The 25,508-nt window shown below is 64.6% G+C and carries 20 protein-coding genes; 13 read left to right on the top strand and 7 right to left on the bottom strand.

The genetic code is table 11. The features are described 5' to 3' along the window. Positions 1-220 precede the first annotated feature (220 nt). Positions 221-1,687, bottom strand: coding sequence for an aldehyde dehydrogenase family protein (locus tag ROP_RS13695; protein WP_012689963.1), 1,467 nt, complete (start codon positions 1,685-1,687; stop codon positions 221-223). A 31-nt stretch (positions 1,688-1,718) separates the two neighbouring features. After that, a complete protein-coding gene (gabT, locus tag ROP_RS13690) occupies positions 1,719-3,077 on the bottom strand; it encodes a 4-aminobutyrate--2-oxoglutarate transaminase (protein ID WP_043824722.1) in 1,359 nt (452 codons plus the stop codon). 164 nt (positions 3,078-3,241) lie between these two features. On the opposite strand from gabT, the gene ROP_RS13685 reads away from it, so the two are divergent. From ROP_RS13685 to ROP_RS13660, 6 genes are all read left to right on the top strand, one after another. Beyond that, the gene (locus ROP_RS13685; protein WP_148222462.1) at positions 3,242-6,427 is read left to right on the top strand and encodes an NAD-glutamate dehydrogenase domain-containing protein; all 3,186 of its coding nucleotides are present in this window, start codon (positions 3,242-3,244) and stop codon (positions 6,425-6,427) included. Between the two features lie 148 nt (positions 6,428-6,575). Next, complete coding sequence (locus tag ROP_RS13680) at positions 6,576-7,439, top strand: FAD binding domain-containing protein (RefSeq protein ID WP_231868909.1); 864 nt, start codon at positions 6,576-6,578, stop codon at positions 7,437-7,439. Further along, the gene (locus ROP_RS13675; RefSeq protein WP_012689959.1) at positions 7,436-7,939 is read left to right on the top strand and encodes a (2Fe-2S)-binding protein; all 504 of its coding nucleotides are present in this window, start codon (positions 7,436-7,438) and stop codon (positions 7,937-7,939) included. The genes ROP_RS13680 and ROP_RS13675 overlap by 4 nt, the downstream gene beginning before the upstream one ends. After that, positions 7,936-10,386: a xanthine dehydrogenase family protein molybdopterin-binding subunit gene (locus ROP_RS13670; RefSeq protein WP_012689958.1), complete on the top strand. Its 2,451-nt coding sequence runs from the start codon at positions 7,936-7,938 to the stop codon at positions 10,384-10,386. The genes ROP_RS13675 and ROP_RS13670 overlap by 4 nt, the downstream gene beginning before the upstream one ends. A gap of 132 nt (positions 10,387-10,518) precedes the next feature. Next, positions 10,519-11,988, top strand: a complete 1,470-nt coding sequence (locus ROP_RS13665) for an APC family permease (protein ID WP_012689957.1) — start codon at positions 10,519-10,521, stop codon at positions 11,986-11,988. Positions 11,989-12,009: 21 nt separating this feature from the next. Continuing rightward, on the top strand, positions 12,010-13,266 hold the full coding sequence (locus ROP_RS13660) for a flavin monoamine oxidase family protein (protein WP_012689956.1): 1,257 nt from the start codon (positions 12,010-12,012) through the stop codon (positions 13,264-13,266). A gap of 39 nt (positions 13,267-13,305) precedes the next feature. On the opposite strand, the gene ROP_RS13655 is transcribed toward ROP_RS13660, so the two are convergent. From ROP_RS13655 to ROP_RS13645, 3 genes are all read right to left on the bottom strand, one after another. Next, positions 13,306-13,815, bottom strand: a complete 510-nt coding sequence (locus ROP_RS13655; RefSeq protein ID WP_012689955.1) for a (2Fe-2S)-binding protein — start codon at positions 13,813-13,815, stop codon at positions 13,306-13,308. After that, the gene (locus ROP_RS13650) at positions 13,812-14,687 is read right to left on the bottom strand and encodes an FAD binding domain-containing protein (RefSeq protein WP_012689954.1); all 876 of its coding nucleotides are present in this window, start codon (positions 14,685-14,687) and stop codon (positions 13,812-13,814) included. The genes ROP_RS13655 and ROP_RS13650 overlap by 4 nt, the downstream gene beginning before the upstream one ends. Positions 14,688-14,809: 122 nt before the next feature. After that, on the bottom strand, positions 14,810-16,024 hold the full coding sequence (locus tag ROP_RS13645) for a PucR family transcriptional regulator (protein ID WP_231868908.1): 1,215 nt from the start codon (positions 16,022-16,024) through the stop codon (positions 14,810-14,812). 54 nt (positions 16,025-16,078) lie between these two features. On the opposite strand from ROP_RS13645, the gene ROP_RS13640 reads away from it, so the two are divergent. Then, the gene (locus tag ROP_RS13640) at positions 16,079-17,308 is read left to right on the top strand and encodes a PucR family transcriptional regulator (protein ID WP_043826533.1); all 1,230 of its coding nucleotides are present in this window, start codon (positions 16,079-16,081) and stop codon (positions 17,306-17,308) included. 54 nt (positions 17,309-17,362) lie between these two features. Here the strand turns inward: ROP_RS13640 and ROP_RS13635 are convergent, their stop codons facing one another. Both ROP_RS13635 and ROP_RS13630 read right to left on the bottom strand, forming a co-directional pair. Next, positions 17,363-17,713 (bottom strand): cupin domain-containing protein, encoded by a 351-nt coding sequence (locus ROP_RS13635; protein WP_012689951.1) that lies wholly within the window; start codon positions 17,711-17,713, stop codon positions 17,363-17,365. Beyond that, positions 17,706-18,842, bottom strand: coding sequence for an alpha/beta hydrolase family protein (locus tag ROP_RS13630; RefSeq protein WP_193384855.1), 1,137 nt, complete (start codon positions 18,840-18,842; stop codon positions 17,706-17,708). Before ROP_RS13630 ends, ROP_RS13635 begins: the two co-directional genes overlap by 8 nt. 149 nt (positions 18,843-18,991) lie before the next feature. On the opposite strand from ROP_RS13630, the gene ROP_RS13625 reads away from it, so the two are divergent. The 6 genes from ROP_RS13625 (at position 18,992) to ROP_RS13600 (ending at position 25,503) form a co-directional block, all read left to right on the top strand. Further along, complete coding sequence (locus ROP_RS13625; RefSeq protein ID WP_063721417.1) at positions 18,992-21,349, top strand: xanthine dehydrogenase family protein molybdopterin-binding subunit; 2,358 nt, start codon at positions 18,992-18,994, stop codon at positions 21,347-21,349. 116 nt (positions 21,350-21,465) lie between these two features. Next, complete coding sequence (locus ROP_RS13620; RefSeq protein WP_012689948.1) at positions 21,466-21,771, top strand: Dabb family protein; 306 nt, start codon at positions 21,466-21,468, stop codon at positions 21,769-21,771. Next, the gene (locus ROP_RS13615) at positions 21,772-22,722 is read left to right on the top strand and encodes a cyclase family protein (RefSeq protein ID WP_012689947.1); all 951 of its coding nucleotides are present in this window, start codon (positions 21,772-21,774) and stop codon (positions 22,720-22,722) included. A gap of 9 nt (positions 22,723-22,731) precedes the next feature. Beyond that, positions 22,732-23,925, top strand: coding sequence for an FAD binding domain-containing protein (locus ROP_RS13610; RefSeq protein WP_012689946.1), 1,194 nt, complete (start codon positions 22,732-22,734; stop codon positions 23,923-23,925). A 40-nt stretch (positions 23,926-23,965) separates the two neighbouring features. Beyond that, positions 23,966-24,670, top strand: coding sequence for an SRPBCC family protein (locus ROP_RS13605; RefSeq protein WP_012689945.1), 705 nt, complete (start codon positions 23,966-23,968; stop codon positions 24,668-24,670). After that, positions 24,667-25,503, top strand: coding sequence for a carbon-nitrogen family hydrolase (locus ROP_RS13600; protein WP_012689944.1), 837 nt, complete (start codon positions 24,667-24,669; stop codon positions 25,501-25,503). Before ROP_RS13605 ends, ROP_RS13600 begins: the two co-directional genes overlap by 4 nt. Positions 25,504-25,508 lie beyond the last annotated feature (5 nt).

Below are 25,508 nucleotides of genomic sequence, written 5' to 3'. Positions count from 1 at the left end.
CCGGGCGTGCTGATCGAGCCGCGCCCGGACCACCCAGGGGTCCGGTTGTGCCGGATTCCCGGTGCGGCGGTGCAGATCCGGATTCGTCGAAGCATGCCCCTTTGAATGCTCGACGAAGTGAAATGAGTTCCGTGCCTATCGAACTCGTATCCGGAATGTTACGCTGCAGCGCCGTTGTCCATGTGTTGGCATGCTCGAGGACACGGACGGCAATAGGTGCTCATATCGTCGACTGTCCGCCGCGCAGGTACACCGTGGTGGTGTGGGTGAAGAATTCGCGCGCCGAGCGGCCCTGCTCCTTCGGACCGTATCCGCTCTTCTTCGCGCCACCGAACGGGACGTGGGGGTCGGCGCCGGCGGATTCGGAGTTGACGTGCAGGATGCCGACGTCGATGTCGTCGATGGCGTCCAGTGCGCGGGTGAGATCCTGGGTGAAGACGGCGGCGGAGAGTCCGAACTCGCTGTCGTTCGCGAGGGCGAAGGCGTCGTCGACGCTTCCTGCTCGCCGGACCGCCAGAACGGGACCGAACAGTTCTTCACGCCAGGCATCGGGAGCTTGCGAGGGCAACTCGAGTATGGTCGGCGGAACGAAATACCCTGTTGCCAAGGCGCCCTCGGAGTACTCGTAGCCGCCGGCGACCCGCCGCGCCCCCTGCTTGATAGCACGCTCGATCCCGGCTCGTATCGAGGTGCGGGCGGCGGCGTTCACCACCGGTCCCATCTCGGTGCCGTCGTCGACGGGGTTGCCGACGTTCAGTGCGTCGGCGCGTTTGCCGAGTTCGGCGAGGAAGTCGTCGGCGATGTCGTCGGTGACGATCAACCGGGAGGTGGCGGTGCATTTCTGCCCGGTCGAGCGGAAGGCACCGAACATCACCTGTTCGGCGGCCAGCTCGAGGTCGGCGTCGCCGAGGACGACGGCGGCGTTCTTTCCGCCCATCTCGGCCTGCACCGGGACGCCGCGGGCGGCGCCGGACGCGGCGATCTTGCGGCCGACACCGGTGGAGCCGGTGAAGGTGATCGCGTCGATGCCGGGATGTTCGACGATGCCGTTGCCGACGGCGCCGTTCCCGATCACCAGGTTCAGCACCCCGTTCGGCAGTCCCGCGTCGGTGAGGGCCTGCGCCAGGCGCATCGCCAGGAGTGGCACGGTGCTGGCCGGTTTCCAGACCACGGTGTTGCCGTAGGTCAGGGCCGGTGCGATCTTCCAGGCCGGGATGGCGATCGGGAAGTTGAAGGGGGTGATGACACCGACCACGCCAATGGGTTTGCGGGTGACCAGGATGCGTTCACCCCGTCGCGGGGAGGAGAATACCTCGCCTGCGTCTCGGTCGGCGTCGTTGCCGTAGTAGCGCAGGATCTGGGCGGCGCGCAGGACTTCGCCGATGCCTTCGGGCTTGGTTTTGCCTTCTTCGCGGGCGAGTTCGGTGCCCCACTCGGAGGCTGCGTTCTCCACGATCGCCGCGGCACGGACCAGGATCGCCCCACGCTCGTGCGCGGGGGTGCGCGTCCACTCGCGCTTGACCCGTTGAGCTGCGGCGACGGCCCTGTCGAGTGCCGCGGTGTCTGCCAGTCGTCCCTGGGCGACGACGACGTCCGGCTGGGCCGGGCTGGCGCTGACGACGGTATCGCCGACGCCGGCGAGCCATTGTCCGTCGACGAGATGGAGCAGGTGCGCGGGTGTGGTCATGAGGGGGTCGTCCTTCTTCGGGGGCAGGGTATTACAGAGCGGCGAACGCGTTCCGGAGGACCGAGAAGCCTTCGAGGAGGAGTTCGTCCGAGATCGACAGTGGGGGAAGGAACCGCAGGACGTTGCCGAAGGTGCCCGCGGTCAGGGTGAGCAGGCCGTGCGTCAGGCAGTAGCGGTTTACCGCGGCGACGGCCTCGCGGTTGGGGGTCTTGGTGCCGGGTTGGACGAGTTCGATCGCCACCATGGCCCCGCGGCCGCGGATGTCTCCGATGAGGTCGGTGGTGGCGGCGATGTCGCGCAGTTCACGGAACATGAGGTCGCCGATTGTCTGTGCCCGCTCGAGCAGGCCGTCTTCCTCGATGGTCTCGAACACTCCGAGCGCTGCTTCGCAGGCGGCGGGGTTGCCGCTGTAGGTGCCACCGATCCCGCCGGCGTGCGCGGTGTCCATGATGTCGGCGCGACCGGTGACCGCCGCGAGCGGCATCCCGCCGGCCAGGCCCTTCGCGGTCACGACCAGGTCGGGCACGACGCCCTCGTGCTCGGAGGCGAACCAGGTCCCGGTGCGGGCGATGCCGGCCTGCACCTCGTCCGCGACGAACAGGATCCCGCGGTCCCGGCAGAAGTCCGCGATCTGCCGCAGGAAGCCCTCGGCAGGGACGATGAATCCGCCCTCGCCCTGGATCGGTTCGACCACGACGCAGGCAACCGCGTCGGCGCCGATCTGGGAATCGACCAGCATCTCGAACTGGGCGAACGCCTCGTCGGCCGCATTCTCGGCGCCGCTCGGCCACCGGTACGGGTAGGCCATCGGCGCACGGTACACCTCGGGGGCGAAGGGACCGAAGGTGCTCTTGTAGGGCTGGTTCTTCGCCGTCATCGTCATCGTCATCAGGGTCCGCCCGTGGAAGGCGTGATCGAACGTGACCACCGCGGGTCGTCCGGTCGCGGCCCGCGCGTACTTGACGGCGTTCTCCACCGCCTCACTGCCGGTGTTGAACAGCGCCGTCCGCTTCTCGTGATCACCGGGGGTGAGCCGGTTGAGCGCCTCGGCGACCGCGATGTACGGCTCGTACGGGGTGGCGAGGAAACAGGTGTGCGTGTATTTCGCCAGCTGCCGGGTTGCTCGCTCGACGACTCGCGGGGCGGCGTTGCCGACGGTGGTCACGGCGATACCGCTACCGAAGTCGATGAACGAGTTGTCGTCGACGTCGACGAGGACTCCGCCACCGGCGGCCGCGGTGTAGATGCCCGCGCCGCTGGTCAACCCCGCCGGCAGTGCGGCGGATCGGCGGGCGGCAAGTTCCTGGGATCGGGGTCCGGGTACCTCGGTGACGATGCGGCGTACCTGCTCGAGCTGCGGTCCGCCGACGGGTGTGTGCACAGCAGTCATGTCGTGTCCTCCAGTCGGGTCATCGAGGACTGTATGAGCTTCGGATCGCCACATATATGGCACTGAGGCACAAGAGACGACGAATCTATGGCCGGTTCGTCTAACTCGTTCCTTCCCGGTTCCGCGCACACTTACTGACAAGGACCACTCGGGAGGAAGCTGCGATGGGCAAGGGCGCCGCACCGGCAGACCACATGTCATCACCACTAGCTACGGACGTGGACGACGCCGTGATTCGGTTGGTCCACGCCAACGCACACGACGAAGACGTCCCGCGCATGAACTTTCTGTCCGGAACGACGAGCGACCGTGTCGAGGCTGCAATCCTCTGGCCGGGGACGAGCCCGCTGCTGGCCGACATCGCGATGGTGTTCGAGCACTTCGGATTGCGTGTCGCTGACCGGGACACGATTCCGCTTCCCGAAGATCTTTCCGCCCGAGGGACATTGCACAAGTTCACTTTTCAGGCGCCACCAGAGTGGCTCAGTCCATCGGTGATCCTGGTGTCGGAGGCGTTCGAAGCGCATGCGCTGCATGGTTTCGAGATCGACGGTTATGCGAAGCTGATTCTCTCCGGTGGGCTGTCCTGGCGCGACATCGTTCTCGTCCGAGCGGCGAGCCGGTTCGTCCGTCAGGCCGGGCTCGGGCTATCCGAGAGCTACGTCATCGACACCCTCCTGCGGCACAGCGAGTTCGCCGAGTCTCTCGTGCGCTACTTCGGTGCGCGGTTCGATCCCGCACTCGACGACCGGGGTACGGCTGTCGCGGAGGCCGTTTCGACCATGCGTGACCACCTGGATGCCGCGACGACCTTGGACGAAGACCGGATCATGCGGTCGCTGGAGTCGTTCGTCACCGCATGCGTTCGCACGAACTGGTACCAACTCGACGCCACCGGCGCACCGAAGCGCCACGTCTCGTTCAAACTCGACTCGAGCAAACTCTCACTCACCGGACCCGTTGTTCCCCATCGCGAGATCTACGTCTATTCCAACGACGTCGAGGGCATCCATCTGCGCAGCGGGGCCGTCGCGCGGGGTGGGTTGCGGTTCTCCGATCGCCCGGAGGACTACCGCACCGAGGTCCTGGGGCTGATGAAGACCCAGACGGTCAAGAACTCCCCGATCGTCCCGGTAGGCGCCAAGGGCGCCTTCGTCCGGAAGAACCCGGACATCACTCCTGCAGATGCGTATTCGACGTTCATCCGGGGTCTGCTGGACGTCACCGACAACATCGTCGACGGTCGCACCGTCGCTCCTGAAGAGACGGTCACGTACGACGGCCCGGACACCTACCTGGTCGTGGCCGCAGACAAGGGGACGGCGTCGTTCTCGGACCTGGCGAACACGATAGCCCTCGACGCCGGGTACTGGCTCGGCGACGCGTTCGCCTCGGGTGGCTCGAGCGGATACGACCACAAAGCCATGGGCATCACCGCCCGCGGCGCGTGGGTCTCGGTGCGCCGGCACTTCGACGAACTCGGAGTCGACGTCGACGCCGAGCCGTTCACCGTCGCCGGCATCGGCGACATGTCCGGGGACGTATTCGGCAACGGGATGCTGTTGTCCGAGTCGATCAAGCTGGTCGCAGCGTTCGACCATCGGCACATCTTCATCGATCCCGACCCCGATCCGGGCCTGTCGTTCGCCGAACGCGTACGCCTGTCCACGCTTCCGGGATCCACCTGGGATCACTACGACCGCACCACCCTGTCCGCCGGGGGCGGAATCTGGCCGCGCACCGCCAAGAGGATCGCACTCTCCACCGAGGTCCAGGAACTGCTCGGCGTGCGGCAGGATCTGATCTCACCTAACGAGCTGATCAAGGCGATCCTGACCGCCCGCGTCGACCTGCTGTGGAACGGTGGGGTCGGTACGTATGTCAAGGCATCGACCGAAACCCACGCCGACGCCGCCGATCCGGCCAACGATTCGGTGCGAGTGGATGCAGCGCAGCTGCAGTGCTCGGTGGTTGGGGAGGGCGGCAACCTCGGGCTGACCCAGCGGGCGCGCATCGACTACGCGCTGGGTGGCGGTCGGATCAATGCCGACTTCATCGACAACGCCGCCGGCGTCGCCACGTCGGACCTCGAGGTCAACCTCAAGGTCGCGCTCGATGTCGCCGTGCAGGCCGGACGGATCGGCCAGGACGAACGCAACACCCTCCTGGCCGCCTCTCGTCCGGATGTCGCCGACGCGGTGCTCCGCAACGGCGAAAGCCAAACGCTCGCAATCAGCCTCGCATCTTCCCAGGCTCCGAGATTGCTGAACCGTCACGAGCGACTCATCGACAACCTCGAACACAACAACGGAATCAACCGGACCACCGAGGTGCTGCCGACCAAGAAGGAATTGGTATCGCGAATGCAGGCCGGTCTCGGTCTCACCCGCCCCGAGATCGCGGTCCTTCTCGCCCAATCGAAGAACGTCGTGCAACAGGATCTGCTCGAATCCGCTGTTCCCGACGAACCGGTCTTCGCTTCCGCCTTGACCAATTACTTCCCGTCGCGGATCCGCCGGCTTCTCCACGAGGAGATCCGGCACCACCGCCTGGCACGGGAAATCGTGGCAACGAAGATCGCCGACGACCTGATCAACCATGTCGGTCCCGGACTGATCTATCAACTCGAGGAACGTCTCGGCGTCAAGACGCCGGCGGTTGCACGAGCCTATGCCGTGGTCCGGGCGGTCTTCGACATCGACGAGTTGTGGACGGACGCCGAGCGGCGCACCGACGTCACTCCAGTCGAGCGTTGGAACCTCCTGCACACCCTCCAGCACTTCATCGAGCGCGCCGCGTCGTGGATTTTGTGCCACCGGCCGGCGCCACTCGACGTCATCGAGGAGATTGCTCGGTACCGTCCCGGCGTCCGCGAATTGGTCGCCGGTCGTCCCCGCCCGGCGACGATCGTGCAGACCACGGAGCAACTTCGGTTCCTCGCCGAGGCGTTCGCCCTGATCGAGACCGCCCAAAGGCGGCATTGCCCGGTCGAGACCGCCGCGGCCGTTCACTCCCGCGTCGAGACCATGCTGGAACTGAACTGGGTGACCGGCCGTCTCGATGACCACGTCACCACGAACTGGTGGGACGCCATGGCCGCCGCGACCGTGCGCGACGATCTGGCCGAGCGGCATCATGCGCTGGTCGGGGCGATCCTCGATCTCGACAGCGACGACGAGGACCACGTCCGCGCGTGGGAGGACCGCGTCGCCGACGCCATCCACCGCTTCACCCGCATGATCGGCGAACTCCGCCGTGACGGCGTGGTCGATGTCGCCCGCGCCTGCACCGCTGGCGCCGAACTGAGACTACTCGTGAAAAGTACCCGGGAAGACACGCAGTCCGGCTGAATGTACGCACCGCGGCCCGCGGACGTGCGTCGATGCCAGGTCGACCTACCTCACCTGACAAAGAATCGGTTGCGATTGTCAGTCCTCGTCACAAGTCGGGAGGGCGACCTTTGGGCACAGTACTTGGGGAGGACGATTGAAGGAGGAGATGAGCGCAGTGAAGCTTCCCCCGTTACAGTATGTGGCCCCGCGTTCCCTTGCGCAGGCATGTGATCTGCTGGCCGCCGACGAGGATGCGAAGGTCTTGGCAGGGGGACAGAGTTTGATGCCGCTGCTGGCGATCAGGCTTTCCTCGCCGTCGACCCTGATCGATCTAGCGCACGTACCGGACCTGGTGGGCGTGGACGAGGCCGGCTCGTACGTTCACATCCGGGCGATGACCACTCATCAACAGGTCATCGCTTCACCGATCGTCCGTGAGTACCTGCCGTTCATGGCTGAGGCGGGTGCGCACATCGCGCACGCGCAGATACGGTCGCGAGGAACATTGGGCGGATCGATCGCCCACGGCGATGGGGCTGCGGAGTGGCCCTTGACGGTGCTCACGCTCGACGCGATGGTCGAGGTCGAGGGTGTCCGTGGTCGGCGCACCATCGAGTCCGACGACCTCTTCGTCGGCCCGTACATGACGTCGATCGCACCCGACGAGATCGTCACCGACGTCTGGATCCCGAAGAAGACCGAGGGCTGGAGTTTCCAGGAGATCGCGCGCCGAGCCGGCGACTACGGTTTGGCGCTGGTGGGTGTGTCGACGGAAACCGGTCCCGACGGAACGTGCACCTCGGCCCGCATCACGGTGGGTGCGGCAGCCGGAACAGTGCAGCGCGTGCCGGCCGCCGAAGACTCGGTGGTCGGGAATGTCCTGGACGAGCGCACCGCGCGCCGTGCGGGAGAAGCGGCGCGGGAGTCGTTGAGTTTCATCTCCGACATCCACGGCTCGAGCAACTACCGGGGACACCTGGTTCAAACACTTCTCACACGCGCACTCATCGAGGCAGGAGCTCGCCGATGACATCGAACCGACAACCGAGTGACGTCGTCACCGTCTCCATGACGGTCAACGGCCGATCGACCGAGGGGCAGGCGAAGGCCCGTGAGACACTCGCGGACTATCTTCGTGACGAACTCGGTTTGACGGGAACGAAACTCGGCTGCGAGCACGGGGTGTGTGGCGCGTGCACGATCTTGGTGGACGACAAACCTGCGCGGGCCTGTTTGATGCTCGCAGGGCAAGGCGACGGACGCGAGGTGCGAACCGTCGAGGGACTCGCCGTCGGCACCCGCCTGAACGAGCTGCAACAGTCGTTCCGCAAACACCACGGGCTTCAGTGTGGTTTCTGTACCGCGGGCTTCCTGATGTCGGCGACCGCCCTGCTGGCGGCGAATCCGAATCCGTCCGAGCACGAGGTCGTCGATGCTCTGTCGGGAAACATCTGCCGCTGCACCGGCTATCAGACGATCGTGCAAGCCGTTCTCGAAGTCGCCGGCAACACGCCCAAGGAAGAGTCATGAAGTTCCAGCACCACGAGTCGCCGCCGATCACCCGGAAACTGATCGGGCAGCGAGTACTGCGCAGTGAGGACGTTCGGCTCGTGACCGGCCGGGGCCACTATCTGGCCGACATCTCGCTTCCCGGCCAACTCCACGCCGCATTTGTCCGGTCCCCGGCAGCGCACGCGCGTATCGCCGCTATCGATCTGAGCGAAGCGGTGGCGGTGCCGGGTGTGCATCTGGTGTGGACCGGCCACGACGTCGAGGAATTCTGTTCCGGTATCGAGGCTCAGTTCACAGCCGAGGGCTGTGAACTGATCACGATGCCCCTGATGGCGCGCGATGTGGTCCGCTACGTCGGCGAGCCGATCGCCGTCGTGATCGCAGACTCGCGGGCGATAGCAGAAGATGCCTGTGATCTGGTATCCATCGACTTCGACGATCTCGAGGTCGTTCTGGACCCTCGCGTGTCCATCGAGGGCGGACCCGTCGCGAACGGGGAGCGCCCGGACAACGTCGGCCTCCGCGGGAGAGCAAGCTTCGGTGACGTCGACGCGGCGTTCGACACTGCGGAGCACGTCGTATCGGCGCTGTTCCACCCGGGCCGGGTCTCGGCGTCGCCCATGGAGACGCGCGGCTGTCTGGCCTCCTTCGACTGGTCGACGCAGAAGGTGAAGCTGTGGACCTCGACCCAGATGCCGCACTACGTGAAGCTGTGCCTCGGGCTCTATCTCGGTTTCTCGGAGGCCCGGTGCGAGGTTCTCTCACCCGACACGGGCGGCGGGTTCGGGCAGAAAGCGCATATCTACCCTGAAGAACTCATCATGCCCCTCGTGTCCCGAGAACTCGGTACTCCGGTCAAGTGGGTCGAGGATCGCCGCGAGAACCTGCTCGCGGGTGCACACGCCCACGAGCAGTACGTCACCATCTCCTATGCCCTCGATGCCAACGGTCGCATCTCTGCCGTGCGAACCCACGCGCTGGTCGACGGCGGGGCCTACCATGCACCGCCACAGACGATGGCGGTCGAGGCCTGGTGCACGGCAGCCGTGACACCGACAGGCGTGTACGACATTCCCGCCGCCGAGTACGTCTACGAAGGGGCAGTGACGAACAAATGCCCGGTGGGGGCCTACCGCGGCGTCGGGTACATGGCGGGAACACTGGCGCGCGAATGCTTGATCGATGAGGCCGCACGCACACTGGGACTGTCCCCGTTCGAGATTCGTCGCCGCAACGTCGTTCGCGACTTCCCCTGGGTCAACCCGCAAGGTATCGCCTACGAGGAAGGGTCCTGGGCGCGCTGCATCGACAAGCTCGAGGAGATGGTGGACTACCCGGCTTTCCTCGAGCGGCAGGCGAAAGCGCGCGACAGGGGGGTGTACCTGGGTCTCGGAATCAGTGTGTTCGTCGAGAGCAGCGGTGAAAGCACCGGGATGATTCAGGCGCACGGCATGAACGAGACCTATCACGACACGGCGACCGTCAAGATGGATCCGACCGGCTCGGTCCTGGTGACGACGGGAATCAATTCTCAAGGGCAGGGACAGGAAACGACCATCGCGCAGATCGCATCAGATGTATTGGGTGTCCCGTTCGAGGCGATCACCGTAGATGCAGGCACCTCCACGAAAGGTGCTTACGGCAGTGGCACTGTCGGAAGCCGCGGCGCGGTCATCGCCGGCGGCTGCGTGAATCGGGCTGCCGCCGAGGTGCGAGAACAATTGATCGCTGTCGCAGCGCAGATGCTGGGCGTCGCCAAGGAAGATATCGAGTTGTCCGATGGTCAGGTCACGAGCAAGAGCGATCCAGAGGCCAAGATGGAGATCGCTGATGTGGCGATGGCTGCGCACTACGACTCCAACGCGTGGCCGGACGGGTTCGACACTCGCCTCGAAGCGACCCGGGCATGGGACACGTCTCGCCCCATGTTCTCCAACGGCGGTCACGCGATGATCGTCGAACTCGACCCCGAAACCGGCATCGTCGATGTCGAACGCGTGTACTCCGTCGAAGATTGCGGAGTCATGATCAACCCCATGATCGTCGAGGGGCAGATCCGTGGCGGCGTAGTCCAGGGCATCGGCCTGAGTCTTCTGGAACAGCTGGTGTACGACAACGCCGGTAACCTCACCACGACATCGTTCCTCGACTATCAGGTACCGACGATGGATGTCTCACCACCCTTTGAAATCCAGCACCTCGAAACTCCGTCCGCGATCTCGGCCGCGGGTATCAAGGGAATGGGAGAGTCGGGGTTGATCGCTGCCCCTGCCGCCGTACTCAACGCGGTGAACGACGCTCTGGCCGCGTTCGGTGCCACACTTCACGACCTCCCGGCGACTCCGGAGCGGGTCTTCAACGCAATCCAGGGCATCTCCACACCCGAGAAACCCCAACCGTGGCAGCAACTGTGGGATCGGGCAGGCGTCGCCGCCGCGGACCCTGGTGACGCCACCGTCGTGTAATCGATTCGGGACGAAACCTTCGGGTGATCGCAGGGATCCCCGTCGGGCGAGGCTGTGGATCCACTGCGACCCCACTCGCCCTGTCGCACGTCATGTGCACGGCTGTGCACACTACTCCACTGAGGATGCCACATGGAAAACCCTGAAACTCAGATCAAGTCGCGCGCCGAAGACCTGCCGGCATCTATTTCCTCCGGCACACCGGACGGCGACCTCGATCGAGGGCATCTGTCCGGACTGCGGGCCGGCGGATTGGCCATCGCAACATTCGGACCCGGAGTCGGGATCGTCACCGTCCCTGCGTTCACCTGGATGGTGGCCGGATCCGGCTCGTGGCTCTCGGTCCTGCTCGCCGTCCTGGGCACCAGCCTCGTCGGAATCTCGATTGTGCTGTTCGCCCGCCGCTCCGTGGGCACCGGGTCGCTGTATTCGTACATAGGCGAGAGCTTCACACCCTGGGCAAGAATCGTGACGGCGTCGGGAGTGGTTGTCGGATACGTCTTCGCGGTCGCGGGCCTTCTCGCGGGGACCGGAACCTATCTGGTCAGCTTCCTCGTGTCGGAAGGAGTTGTCGGCGACGCCGGCGACGGCGTGTACATCGCCACATACGTCGTCAGCGCAGCCATCGCAGCGGTGTTCGCCATCCGGGGACTGGATGCGTCGGTTCGCGTGAGCGTCAGTCTCGCACTGGTCTCGGTTCCGGTCGCCGTCGTCGTGCTGGTAGGGGCGATCCGGAACAATGGAATCGACCTCACGTCGCAGCTTTCCCTCAGCGGCTCCAGCTTCGGAGGAGTCACACAGGGTGTCGCGACTGCGGCGGCCTTTCTCGTCATGTTCGAGAGCAGCGCCGCGCTCGCCGCCGAGACACGCTCACCGCGAAAGACCATTCCGCGGGTGGTCATGGCAGTACCGATCGGTCTCGGCACGATCTTTGCGCTGGCCACCGTCGTTCAGTATGCGGCACTGAACGCCCTGCCCGCAGATGCGCTCGTGAATGCCTCTCCTCCCGCCGCACTCGCACGGGCGGCGGGGTTCGACTTTCTCGCGGAAGTCGCCGACCCCGTTGTCGCTCTAGGCCTCTTCGTTGCAATCGTGGGCTTCTTCAACTACGCACCACGCGTGGCAATGACCATAGCCAACGAGGGGCTTCTGCCTCGCGGTCTTGCCGCCGTCCATCCACGATTTCGGACTCCTGCGCGCGCGATCGGCGCCTTGGCCGTGGTTTCGGCCGCGCTTCCGTCGGCCTTCCTCGCCGCGAGTGACGAATCGGCATTGACGGTGAATGTGGTCGTCACAACGATGGTCACCTACTTCTGGGTGGTGCCGTATCTCCTGATCAGCCTGGCCGGCGCCCGGCTCGTCATACGTGAGCGACGCCTTCGTTGGCTGCTGCTGCCTGCGATCGCGCTCGGCGCGGTGATCATCGTGTGGATTCTGGTGGCGGGGATCGCCAACACGAGACCAGACATTCTGGGGATGTCGGTGTGGATTGCGGTCGGCATCTACATTGCCGTCGCCGTCGGGTTCTACATAGCTTCTCGTCGAAACCCGTTGTTCTCCAACGGTGAAAGCGCGGGCCTGCACGAGACACACGACGCGTAGTTCACAGAGAGGGAGGCGAGGATGACACGCGACGTCATCGTCGTAGGGGCGGGACTTTCCGGGCTCCGTGCGGCTCGTGATCTTCGAGCCGCCGGGAGATCGGTCTTGGTGATCGAAGGTGGCAGCCGTCTGGGCGGCCGGCTGTATCGGCGGCCGTCGGTGGTCGATCCGGCGGTAGATGTCGAAGTCGGGGGTGCATACTTTGCACCACACCACCACAAACGAATGACCGAGGAAATCGCTCGGCACGGCCTGTCGACTCGACCGGCAGCGCTGAGCGATCGGCGCCGAGGGCTGTCGGTTCCCGAGCACGAGAAGACCGCAACGAGAGCCGCTCTGCACACCGTGCTCCGGGACGCGCACCGCATCACCGTCGGGGTGGGACTGGAGTATCAAGGGCTCGACGATCTCGACATCCCGGCCCAGGACTATCTCGACGCCCTGAAGCTCATGCCGACAACGAAACAGTGGGTGAAGGCGTGGTGCAGCACGATCGTCGGCAGTGAACTGAGCACCGTGTCGGCGTTGGGACTCCTCATGCCGATCGCGGCGCACCAGCACCGTGTGTCCGGAGCAGCGCTGTCGCACAGTGCGGAGATCGCGACCGGCACGTCGTCCCTCGTGCGCGCCCTGGCCGGTGACGTGGACGAGATCCGGTTCAATGGCGTGATCACAGCCCTGCACCAACGCCACGACGGCGTCGAAGTGTGTGTGGGCGACGGCGAGGTGATGACCGCCCGGCACGTCGTGTTGGCGACGCCGTTGAACAGTTGGCGCGGTATCGACTTCGACCCTGTGCTTCCTGCGCGTCGCGCGCAAGTGGTGATGGACAGTCGGGGGTGCCGGTGCGTACAACTTCACATCCATGCCCGAAATGTTCCGGTCGGTCTGTTCCGTTTCGGTGACGGTGCTATTCCTGTCCTTTTCGATACCGGTGCGGACTCCGGAGGCGGACGAATCCTCACCGGATACACCGATGGCACGGCCATCGACCCGAAGGATCCGGAGCACGTGCACGCCGCAGTGCGGTCCTATCTGCCGGACGCGGAGATCATGGGCGTGGACTATCACGACTGGTCGGCCGATCCGTTGCACCGCGGCGCGGGTATTCATGCTCGGGTCGGCCGGCCGACCATCATGCACGAGCGCCTCGGTGCTGATCACGGCCGCATCCATTTCGCAGGATCTGATGTTGCCCTGAACTATCCGGGCTATATGGAAGGCGCGCTGGAAGCAGCCGAGCGCGCCGTGGAGGCCGTTCTCGCGTCCGACCGATGACGGCCGGCCGCGTCAGAGGTAGCCGGCGGCCGGGGCGCGCTACCCGTCGTTGGACTCGGATGTCTCGGTGTCGGTCGAGTCTCGAGTGTGCAAGGCGCGGTCGACGGCTTCGACGATCTGCTGGTAGCCCGTGCACCGGCAGATGTTGCCGGAGATCGCCTCGCGGATCTCCGTCGCGTTCATCTCGATTCCGCTGTCGTAGAGCGGTTTGAGTGACATCAGGAACCCCGAGGTGCAGAACCCGCACTGCAGTCCGTGGCACGCCGAAAACGACTCCTGCAGGGGATGCATGTGTTCGGTGTTCTCGCCCAGCCCCTCGACCGTGTCGACGACCTCGCCGTCGGTCTGCACCGCGAGAGTCAGGCAGGCACGAACAGGCTCACCGGAAAGCAGTACCGTACACGAACCGCAGACGCCGTGCTCACACCCCACGCGCGTGCCACGGAGCCCGAGGTGGTGACGCAGGAAATCGGACAACAGAAGTCGCGCATCGACTTCGCGGGTGTGTGTCTCACCATTGACTTCGACAGTGACGCGGTGTGTGCTCACGAGTTACTCCTTGCGCGTCGCGCGGCCTCGGTGACCGTACGCGAAACCATGGTGGCGATGACTTGTCGGCGATAGTTCGAGTCGCCGTGCAGGTTGGGCATCGGGGTCAACCCCGTGATTGCCGCAAGCGCCGTTTCGGCGATGATCGGGTCTTCGACTACTTCGCCGGTGACGAGAGCCTCTGCCTCGTGGCACCGGAGAGCGGTGGCGCCGCCACCGAGGACGGTGATCCGAGCGCGCCTGCACACGCCACCTTCGTCGAGGGTGAGGACCGCGGCCGCGCCGCCGATGGCGTAATCGCCGTGGCGGCGCGCGAATTCCGCGAACGCCATGCCCGTGCCCGCAGGCAGTCGCGGCACGTGAATCTCGGTGATCATCTCGTCGGGTGCGAGTGAGCTGACGAAATGTCCGACGACGAGATCCGGGATCGTCAGGGTGCGCTCGCCCCGAAGCGATCGCACGAGTACCTCGGCGTCGAGGGCCATCAGCGCAACAGGGAGTTCCGCCGAGGCGTCGGAATGAGCGAGTGATCCGCCCATCGTCCCGCGGGTACGGATCTGTGGGTGTGCGATCCAGCCGGCGGCCTCGCGCAGGAGGGGCAACTGCTCGGCGACGGTAGGGGAGGTTTCGAGCTTGTGGTGGCGCACCAGCGCCCCGAACGTGATCCGGTCGGTCCCAACGGTGATGTCGGCCAACCGGGGGATGCGGTTGATGTCGATCAGGAGGGTCGGGCGGGCGAGCCGATAGTTCATCAGCGGCATGAGGCTTTGCCCACCGGCGATCAGCTTGGCGTCGTCACCGCCGTCACGGAGCCGGGTCAAGGCATCGTCGATGCTCTCGGCTACTTCGTAGTCGAATGGAGGCGGCTTCATCGCGAACAGGCCCCGACGTGAAGAGGAATCATTGACTCACTATCTCTCCCCGGGGGCCCTCTGCGCTGCGCAGCGATCGACAATTGAGGTGGCGGAGATTGTCAGACTGCCACAACTCGCGCTCAGGGACTGCGGGGGAGGTCGGTGAGCGCGTTCGCAGCGGTGATGGCGCGGAGGGCAGCGTGCAAGCGCAGTGCAACCACCAGTTCGTCACGTTTGTCCAGAACACTGATTCCCAGTTGGTCCTCGACCGAACGCAGACGGTAGGACACGGTGCGTTCGTGGACGGCCAGTTCGCCCGCTGCGCGCACCGCATTGCACCCTGCCGCGAAGTAGGCGCGAAGCGTCTCGAACAGCACATCCGTGCGAGGGTCGGCGGGATCGAGCGCTCCGAGCTGCTGGGTGACGAAATCGCGGGCCGCCTGGATGTCTTTCATGAACAACGACTCCAAGGCGATATCGGCGTACCAGGTCACCGGGGTGCTCGACCAGCGGCCGACCCGGTAGGCGCGCCAGGCCTGCTGGTGACTGGTACGGAATCCAGCGATCCCACGCCCGGGGTTGCCGAAGGCGTAGAACGCCCCTTCATGCCGATCGAGTTCGGCTTTGAGGCGATGCACGTCCTCGTCGGGGTTGCGCAGTGAATACCACACCAGCACGGTGCCCGATGTGCCCGCCAAATGCACCCTCTTGGCAGAACCGAGTATCTCCGCAACCTGATCGACCAAGTGGTCACGGCGGTCTCCCCACACGACCGCGGCGAGGTGATTCTGCGCGAAGGGGTAATCGATCGGCGGAGGATTATCTGTTCGTCCCGCGATCAGTTCGCGCAGGCTCGTCCGCAACTGACGGTCCCGGGAGTGGAAGAAGAACGAGTACTGCGCGTCTTGGTATGCCCGGATCACCGCTTCCAGGACAGCGTCGTTCCAGTCGAACTGGAAGCGGGAGATCTGTTGCTGAATCGCTAGTTGAATCTCAGGATCGTCGATGAGGTCGGTTGTCTCGGACAGTAAGACATCCAGCATCGCCGCTTGTGCGACCCGATATGTCCGAATGAGTAGGTTCAGGTCGATCCCGGCTTGTGCGACCGCCCGCGCCTCCGCAGTCGCTTCGTCCAACGGAGCGCTACTCGGCTCCGCCGCGCCCTCCAGTCCGTCGATGATCGATCGTAGTGCGGCCGCGATTCGCTCGGTCTCGCTGACCGCAAGCGCCGGGTCGACGTCCGCGGTGAACTCCGGGACATCGGATCGCAGGCGCCGGCGAACCAGATCCGTCAGTTCCCCGATCCGGCTCCGCAGCGAGTGGGTTACCCCCTCGAGTGCCATCCTGTCGACCACGAGGAAAACTGTAGATGACCGATTCGGTGCTGTCTGGCCCGGTAGCATGGCGTGGTGTTCATCGAGCAGGGTCTGCGGCAGCTCACGGATGCCACACGCGAGAGAATCCCTGAAATCTATGAAGAGATTCGGCGCAGGCTGCGTGCGGAGGCACATGCGGAAGGCGCCCCGGACAACCCGCAGCTGTCCTCGGCCGAGTCCGATACGATCCTTGCCTCGCTGAACGATGTCCTCACCCACATCTCTGACCCGAACAGCCCCCTCACCAGGGCGTCGAATGAGGCACTCCGCGAGGTACGGGTTTCCGTCCAGGCGGGAGTGGGGTTGCACGATCTGCTCCACGCGTCCCGAATCGGTCAGTCGGTGACGTGGTCGTTTCTCCTCGACGAGGCATATCGGAGCATTCCGGATACGCAGGAGAGAGCGGCCGTGCTCAGGCATGCAAGCGCACGTCAGTTCGCATGGAACGATGCGGTCTCCACGGCGATCGTCGAGGCGTTTCAGCAGCAAAGCGCCGCGTATGCGCTGCAGAGCCACGAGCGCCGGAAAATGGCGACCCTGAACTCGCTTCTTGCCGGGCTCCCTGTCGATACCGCGGTTCTCGACTACTCCCTGCGCGGTCAGCACCTGGCGGCGATAGTGTCGGGAGCGACCCCTGAATCGGTCGCTCGCACCATCGGTCAGCACATGAAGATGTCGTTGAGACCGCTTGTGGCGTCGACGCCGAACGGGATGGGTTTCCTGTGGATTCCGTGGCCCCGCAGATCCGGGCAGCCCAAGGACGAACTAGGGGGCATGTCCGTACTCGACGGTGCTCACCTCGCCTTCGGAACCGTCAACGAGGGACTGGAGGGTTTCCGGGTCAGCCACCGCCAAGCGAATGAGGCTCACAATGTCGGGAAGGCCCTCGGGCTCCCCGTAACCTGGTACGAGGACACTTCGCTCGAGGCTTTGGCGTTGCATGACACTGCCGCGGCCCGTGCTTTCGTTCACGAAGAACTCGAGCCCCTCGGCGATATCGACGACCCGAGCAATGTTCTGATCGAGACGTTGCGCGTGTACTTCACCAACGGGGAGAACGCGGTGCTCACCGCACAGAAACTGGATGTACATCCGCGCACGGTTGCCTACCGGCTGAGGTCGGCCGAGTCGAAGCTGGGTGCCGAGCGCCTCCGCCGCGGAGAGTTCGCCGTGGCACTTCGGCTCGGCCGACTCGTCTCGGCCCTGCCGAGTGAGGACGCCGGTCCGGAGACCAACCCAGGACTTCCCACACCGGCGCTGTGACAGGCCTCGGGGCCGGCCATCTCGGTGACAGCCGGCCCCGTACTTCGTGCATCGTCAGTCGACCAAGAACCACACCTCTTTGAAGGTGCTGTGGAATGTCCAGTGCGAGGTGTGCCCCTTGGGGAGAAACGCCAGATCACCGGTGCGGATCAGGACTGGTTCGGTGTCGTCGAGCGCAATGCTGACCGACCCCTCCAGGACGTAGATGATCTCGTTCGAGGTCAGCTCGTACGACGTCCGTGACGGCTCGCAGGTAAAGACACCCGTCCCGAATGCGCCCCGGGAGTCGCCTTCGGTCAGGGTGAACCCGTGGCCGTCCGGGTCACCCTGATGGACAGTGACTCCCTCCGGCTGCCATTTCTCCATCGGAGCGGAAGTCGCTGAGACAACCTTGATCTCACCCATCTGCGTGCTCCTTCGCCGGTGAATCGTCAGGGGTGACCAGATGGTCTGCAAGCCAGTCCGCCATCTGGAACCGGGGCCGCGGACCAAGATTGTGACAGCAGTGGTCGCCTTCGTCCTCGACCACGATCGTCAGCGGGGCATTGACGGCGTGCTGACGCAGGGTCTCGAGAAAAGCGGAAGGAATCTCGTCGAGCATCCCGTGAAGCACATAGGTCGGACACGTCAACTGCTCGAGGACGTCTCGAGTCTCCAAAGCCTGGTGGACGTGCACGTGCGCCTCGTCGAGGGTCTTCACCTTGCTGACGTAGCGCCAACTCTCCATTGTCATGGGAGTCTCGGTGTCCCACGAATCCATGTCCGCGAACCCACCCCAGCACACGCATGCGGCGACACGCTCGTCACACGCAGCGGACTTGAGCGCATAGTTTCCGCCCAAGCTGCGCCCGAGGACACCGACCGCGTCGGATTGCAGGTCGTCTCGCGAGACGAGGTAGTCGATCACGGTGGAGGTGTAGCGCTCGAAATCACCGGAAAGCTCTCGGTGTACGAACATTTCACCCTGCCCGGGGCCGTCGAACGTGGCGGTTGCCATTCCGCGTGAGAGGAGGAGGTCTTCCATCAAACGGCTCTCCTCCTTGGTGCTCTCGAGGCCGCCCAGCAACACCACCACCGGGTGCGGACCGGCGCCGTCCGGCACGCGGAGAAACACCGGCATCGGCGTCCCGTCCACCGACAATTCGACCAGCTCGGCCGCCGGCTTCAGGTACGGTGCCGCTTTCCGGTAGAGCTCGACCTTCCGCCGTTGGCCGTGCGCGCGCTTGTCGTCGAACCACAAGAATTGCGCGTACTGCACGCAGATGGCAGCGAGGTAGAAGTATTCGCCCGCAGAGAGGGTGTGCGCTGCGCTTACGCACTCGTCGCCGAGGCTCTCGTAGTCGTCCGCCCGTGACATCCAGTATTCGAACCAGCCCTGGTCCGATGGTCGGTCGCGAGCACCGACGATGTCGGCATAGGGGACACCATCCAGGATCAGACGGCCCCAGTTCAGCATCTCGTGTTCCGGCGTCAAGACCGGAGGCTGCGAGGACAAAGTTTCCTCCTCATAATCAAATGTCGTCGATTCGCGCATCAGCGCTCGATCAGTAATTGTCGGCGTCCATCGGCCACAAGTCGTGTGCATGAGAGACCGATCAGAGACGCAGATTTGTCCATTTCGGTAGATCGAAACCCCCCGACCCCTGCGCGATACTGAAGCTCACGCGCGACCAAGGAAGAGTGATGACGAACCTAACTGAGCCCGCGGTGTCAACTCGCAACAAGAGCTGGATCGGTGAATCCATCCGGCGCCGCGAGGACGAGCGCCTGCTCACCGGCAAGGCGCTGTTCGCAGCGGATATCGATCTCCCACACCAGCTGCATCTACGTATCGTGCGGTCGACCTACGCCCACGCACGCGTCCTCGCGGTCGATGTCGCGGACGCGAAGAGGCATCCGGGAGTGCGGCTCGTGCTCACCGGCGACGATCTCGCGCATCTCGGCACCATCCCACTCCAGGACCTGGGCTACCACGAGGACTATCCCCAAATCGAGACCTTCACCCAGCCTCCCCTGGCAACAGATCGAGTGCTGTACGTGGGCCAGCCGGTAGCCGCGGTGCTGGCGGAGGATCCCTACGTCGCCGAAGACGCTGCCGAACTCGTCACCGTCGACTACGAGGTTCTCCCCGCTGTGCTCGACCCGGTGGAGGCGCTCGCGACCGACATCGAACTCTATCCGGGGGTAGGGAACGAGGGAGTTCGGATCGAGAAAGGATACGGTGATGTCGACGCCGCCTTCCAGAAGGCGGCACACATCGTCTCTCATGAGTACCGCACCGGCCGGCACTCGGGGGCGCCGATGGAAACCCGCAACTGTGTGGTGCAGCCCGACCCTGGTCGCGACGTGCTGTTCGTATCGGGGATCGTGCATGTGCACGACTCCCAAAAAGTTCTCGCCCGGATTCTGGGTATGCCCGACACCAGCGTGCGGATGCGGCACAGCGAGATCGGCGGGAACTTCGGTGTCAAAGGTGACATCTTCCCGGAGTATGTCGTAGCGGCGTGGGCGGCGCGGCACCTCGGAAGACCTGTGAAATGGGTCGAGGACCGATCCGAGCATATGGTGGCGACGTCTCACGCACGCGAGCAAGTCCACCGCCTCGAGGCCGCACTCGATGCGGACGGCCGCATCCTGGGACTGCGGGACGAGATCTTCCACAACCACGGTGCGTACTTCCGCCAGGCCGAACCGCTGGTCAGTGATATCACCTCCGTCATCGTCGTCGGACCGTATCGGATCCCCTCGTACTCGGTGACACTGCACGCAGTGCTGACGAACAAGACACCGGTCGCGGCGTATCGCGGCCCCGGACGGTATGAATCGACGTTCGCGCGTGAACGCCTACTCGATCTCGCGTCGCAGACCGTGGGAATCAGCACCATCGAGATCCGGCGTCGCAACCTTCTCACCGCGTCCGACTTACCGTGGAATCCCGGCATCGAGATGGTGCACGAGCCATACCACTTCGTCTCGGGTGACCCCGCCGAGCATTTGGAGAAGGCGCTGACGCATATCGATTGGGATTCCTGGGTGACCGAGACCGAGCAACTTCGCAGTAAGGGGAAGAGCGTCGGCATCGGAGTCGGAGTCCTGATGGACAAGGCCGGCCTCGGACTGTACGAAACCGGTGCCGTGGAAGTCAGCGCAGTGGGACGCGTTCGCGTCCTGACCGGCGCGTCGTCGGTGGGTCAGGGTATCGAAACCGTGCTCTCTCAAATCGCCGCCGAAAACTTGCAGATCGATCCGGAACGAATTGACGTCGTACACAGCGACACCGACCTGGTGCCGGACGGCGTCGGGTCCTGGTCGAGCCGGTCGACCGTGCTCGCCGGCGGCGCAGTGCGTGAAGCCGCCCTCGCTGTCGTCGCGAAAGCCAAACGCCTCGCGAGCACGATGCTCGACGTCCCTGAAGAACGGCTCCGGCTCGTCGAGGGTGCCATCGCCGATTCGGAGTCCGAGGCATCGATCAGTCTCTACGAGATCGCGGGCCGACGAGACCCGTATACGGCGCGTCTCGAGGATGACGAACCCGGGCTCGCCGCCCACGCGGTCTATCGCAACAACGAGATGAACTATCCGTACGGGGTCACCATCGTCCAGATCGAGGTCGATCCGGCGACCGGCGGTCATACTTTCCGGCGATTCTTCACCACCACCGAGGCCGGTCGAATGATCAACCCGATGACGACGCGCGGGCAGATCATCGGCGCCGCCGTCCAAGGCATCGGTGGAGCGCTGTACGAGGAGTTCGCGTACGAGGAAGACGGAACGCCTATCGCGACCTCGTTCATGGATTATCTCCTGCCCGCCGCTCAGGAGATGCCGGACGTCGACATTTTCGTCACCGAGGACGCGCCTTCGCCCGATAACCCCCTGCGAGCCAAAGGATTGGGCGAGGTCGGCATCATCGCGGTCGGCGCGGCAGTTGCGGCAGCACTCGATGACGCAATCGGCGACGGGCTCCACACCGATCGGATCCCGGTGACCCCGCAGCGGATCTTCGAACGCTGTCGGTCGAGGAACAAAACTGCCGACTGAATTGTGTCTGAACACAATAGGAACCACCACGGAGAAACACGAGACTGAGAACACACCCCGCAGACGGCAGCCATGAAAGCGCAGCCTCGCCGGGACCGTTCAACGAAAGGACACCCATGTCGCAGGTTCGTCACGTGTTTCTCTGGCGTGTAGCCGAGGGAAGCTCCCAGCAGGAAATCGTCGAGATCCTGAACACCCTTTCCGAACGGCTCCCGTTCATCGAGTACTGGAGCCTCGGCAGCCATCAGGGTGATCCGGGAGAGAACGGAGCACCGTGGGACGGTGCCCTGATCACCGACTTCGCCACCTGGGAAGCCCTGGAGAAGTACTCCACCGATCCCTACCACCTCGAGGTGGTGGCCACCTTGATGCCGATGTTCTCGGAGCGTGCGGTCGTCGACTTCGAAGTCGAGGGCAAGTAGATGAGCCAGGACATCGACACCAAACCGTCCACCAGGGCAGGAATTACGGTCGGCACCAGCCCGTGGGGTCCGGACGACCAGCTGGGTGCACTGAACTACCTCAAAGAGGACGTGCGGGTGGACATGCTCGCGCGGGCGGACGCCTCCACCCTCTACGATCTCAGCGTCGACTACTTCGTCGGAATGCCCAGCTTCCAAGGCGCCGGCGATCCCGGCTACCAGATCTTCCTCAGCCACACCCCGCAGGGAACCCTGGTCGACAACCTCAATGGCGCCGGCGACGCGGTCAACCGCCACGTCTGCTACTCCGGTGATGTGGTCTTCATGTACACCCACACCGGAACGCACATCGATGCCCTGAATCACTTCGGTGTCGATGGCGAGATCTACAACAATTTCGGTGTCGAGGAGAACCTGGGCAGCCGCTCCTGGACCAAGGGCGGCGCTGAGCAGATCCCGCCGATCATCACCCGTGGAGTCCTCATCGACGTGGCGAAACTGCATGGTGTCGAATGCCTCCCGGACTCCTATCCCATCACCGTCGACGATCTGCAAGGAGCGCTCGGCGCGGCCGGCCTCCAGCTGAACGAGGGCGACGTGCCGTTCGTCCGCACCGGACGCATGCGGTATTGGCCGGATGGAGCGAAGACGCTGGGGAATCCGCCCGGGCTCAGCCTCGACGCGGCACGGTGGCTGACCGATCAGAAGATCGCGGCCGTCGGTTCCGACCAGGAATGCGTCGAGGTCGGGCCCTCCGAGCACGAGGACAATTGGTTGCCCGGACACTGCCACTTCCTGGCCGAAACCGGTGTGCCCATGATCGAGTTGCTCAACCTCGAGGAACTGTCCGCGGACGGGGTCGACGAATTCTGTCTGATGGCGGCGCCTATCCGGCTACGCGGAGCGAGCGGCGCACCGATGCGTCCCATCGCTATGGCCCTGCGAGACTGAGGAGTCAAGGTGGAGATCTCGCGTATTGCCGTCGTCGGCGGCTCGATCGGCGGATTGACAACCGCACTGCTGTTGCGGGACGCAGGATTCGAGGTAGACGTCTACGAACGCTCGACGAAGCCGTTGTCCGGATTCGGAACGGGCATCGTCGTGCAACCCGAACTCGTCAAGTACCTCGTCGAGCGGACCGACACGGAACTCGACGCCATCAGCGTGCCTTCCTCCACGATGCGCTACACCGACGCCCACACCGGCGATGAGCTCGGGACCATCGACGCCGCCTGGCGATTCACCAGCTACGACGGGATCTACCGCCGACTCCACGAGGTCTTCGGGAGCGAGCGATACCACCTGGGCAAGACCGTGGTGGGTATCGGTCAATCCGCCGACCACGTGGATCTGCGTTTCGCAGACGGTACCGATGCCGGCGCGGATTTCGTCGTCGCCGCTGACGGTGGAAGCTCCGTCATTCGGCAGCGACTCATCGGACGAAAATCCGACTACGCCGGGTACGTGACATGGCGAGGCCTCGTCTCACCCGGGGCGATCGACCAGTCGAGCTGGGACTACTTCGACGATGCCTTCACCTACGGGCTGCTGTCGGACGGGCACCTGATCGCCTACCCGATTCCTCCCCGAGATGGCGAGGAGGGGAGGCGCCTGAACTTTCAGTGGTACTGGAATGTGCCCGACGGTGCGCAGCTCGACGAACTCATGACGGACTGCAACGGCATCCGCCTCCCCACCTCCGTGCATGCGCACCAGTTGTGTGTGCGGCAGCGCAAGACTCTCGACACCCGCGCCGACGAGCTGGCGCAGCCGTTCGCCGAGCTTGTCCACGCCGCGGAGAACGCGTTCGTGACGATTGTGAGCGACGCAGACGTCGAGGCCACGGTGTACGGCAGGATCGCCCTGCTCGGCGACGCCGCCATCACTCCTCGGCCGCATGCCGCAGCCGGTGCCGCCAAGGCAGCCAACGACGCGTGGACATTGGCGGACGCTCTGTCCTCGGAACCGGGACAGCGGGTCGAGTCGCTCGCCGTGTGGGAGCGAGCCCAGCTCGCCGTCGGACGCGCATATCTGGCGAAGGTTCGACAGATGGCTGGACGGCTGCAGACCGGTGGCGATTTTCCGCCCGGGGAACCCGCATTCCGGTTCGGGCTCCCGAAGATCGGCGAACCTGTTTCAGCAGGCCAGCCATAAAATTGATTCGTTATCCATACCCCTGCGAATAGGTAGTCTGATGCAGATCTCCAATGAATTCATCGTCCCCCTGCCCCCCGACGAAGCGTGGCCGGTTCTCCTCGATCTCGAACGTGTGGCTCCATGCCTCCCGGGGGCCACGATCACCGCCATCGACGGTGACGACTTCGAAGGGAAGGCCAAGATCAAGGTCGGCCCCATCACCGCGGAGTACAAGGGAGCTGCCCGATTCGTCGAACGCGACGAGGCGGGACACCGCGCTACGCTGCGGGCCACCGGTAAGGACGCTCGTGGCCAGGGGAACGTGTCCGCGAACATCGGACTCCGCCTCGTCGCACACGAGGGCGGCTCGCGGGTCCTCGTCGACACGGAGATGGATATTTCCGGGAAGATCGCACAGTTCGGTCGCGGTGTCATCAACGATGCTGCCGCAGCCTTGCTGGGGGTGTTCGCGGAGCGTCTGAGCGAACTCATGATCGGCGGCGAGGCAGCCGCCGAAGCCACCGCCACCACAGGTGGAGCAGCCACCAACGGCGCCGCGCCACGGACCGCCGGTCGCGGTACACCCGCACACCAGGACGAAGCACTCGACCTCGTGAAGCTGGCACGCGAATCACGAGCAGGAAGCACACCGGCCGCCGGATTCGTGCAGCCGGCCTGGATCCCGGCGATCATCTCCGGCATCGCTGCGATTGTCAGCGTGTTCGCGGCCGGATACGCGGCGGGGAAGAACAAGAGCAAGTGAGCGTCTCCCGCCCCGACCCCGGACACGATTCGCTCGACGTCGTCGCGATCCAACTCGAGTACGACCGCTCCGAGCCGTACAGCTCACGCATCCGCCGCGTCGACGACCTCATCGACGATGCGGCGGGCGCAGACCTGGTTGTGCTGCCGGAACTGTGGGCGCACGGTGGGTTCGACTACGACACCTGGACCGATCGGGCCGAACCACTCGACGGCACATTCCTCGAGACGATGTCGCGCGCCGCGAAACGCAACAGCATCTGGCTCCACGCCGGCTCGATCATCGAGCGGGAGAACGACACTGCGAGTGCTCGGTTGTGGAATACGTCGGTAGTTTTCGATCCGGACGGGGAGATCCGCGCGACGTATCGGAAGATCCACCGGTTCGGCTTCAGCGACGGAGAGCCACGACTGCTCACGGCCGGAACCGAACCCGTCAGCACGGGGCTCGCAACCGCAGCGGGAGCGGAGACAGTCGTGGGGTTGTCGACGTGTTACGACCTCCGTTTTCCCGAGCTCTACCGTGAACTCGTCGGAGCAGGCACCGAGGTGCTCGTGATTCCCGCCGCCTGGCCGAGAGCACGAGTCGAACACTGGACAGCACTCGGTCGTGCACGTGCGATCGAGAACCAGACGTATGTCGTCCAGTGCAACGTGGCGGGTGTCGACGGCGATGTCGCGCTCGGCGGCCACAGCCAGATCGTGGCCCCCGATGGAACGGTGGTCGCCGCCGCCGGAGATTCGGCGGACATGATCAGCGCAACACTGGAATTGGGAAGTCTACGAGAGTTGCGGCGCACCTTCCCGGTGCTCGCCGACCGGCGGCTGGGATAAGGGAA

The organism is Rhodococcus opacus B4 (genome assembly GCF_000010805.1).
GTDB classification, from domain to species: Bacteria; Actinomycetota; Actinomycetes; order Mycobacteriales; family Mycobacteriaceae; genus Rhodococcus_F; species Rhodococcus_F opacus_C.
The sequence above is the reverse complement of the archived record's forward strand: the minus strand, read 5'-3'. Positions and strand labels throughout refer to the sequence as shown.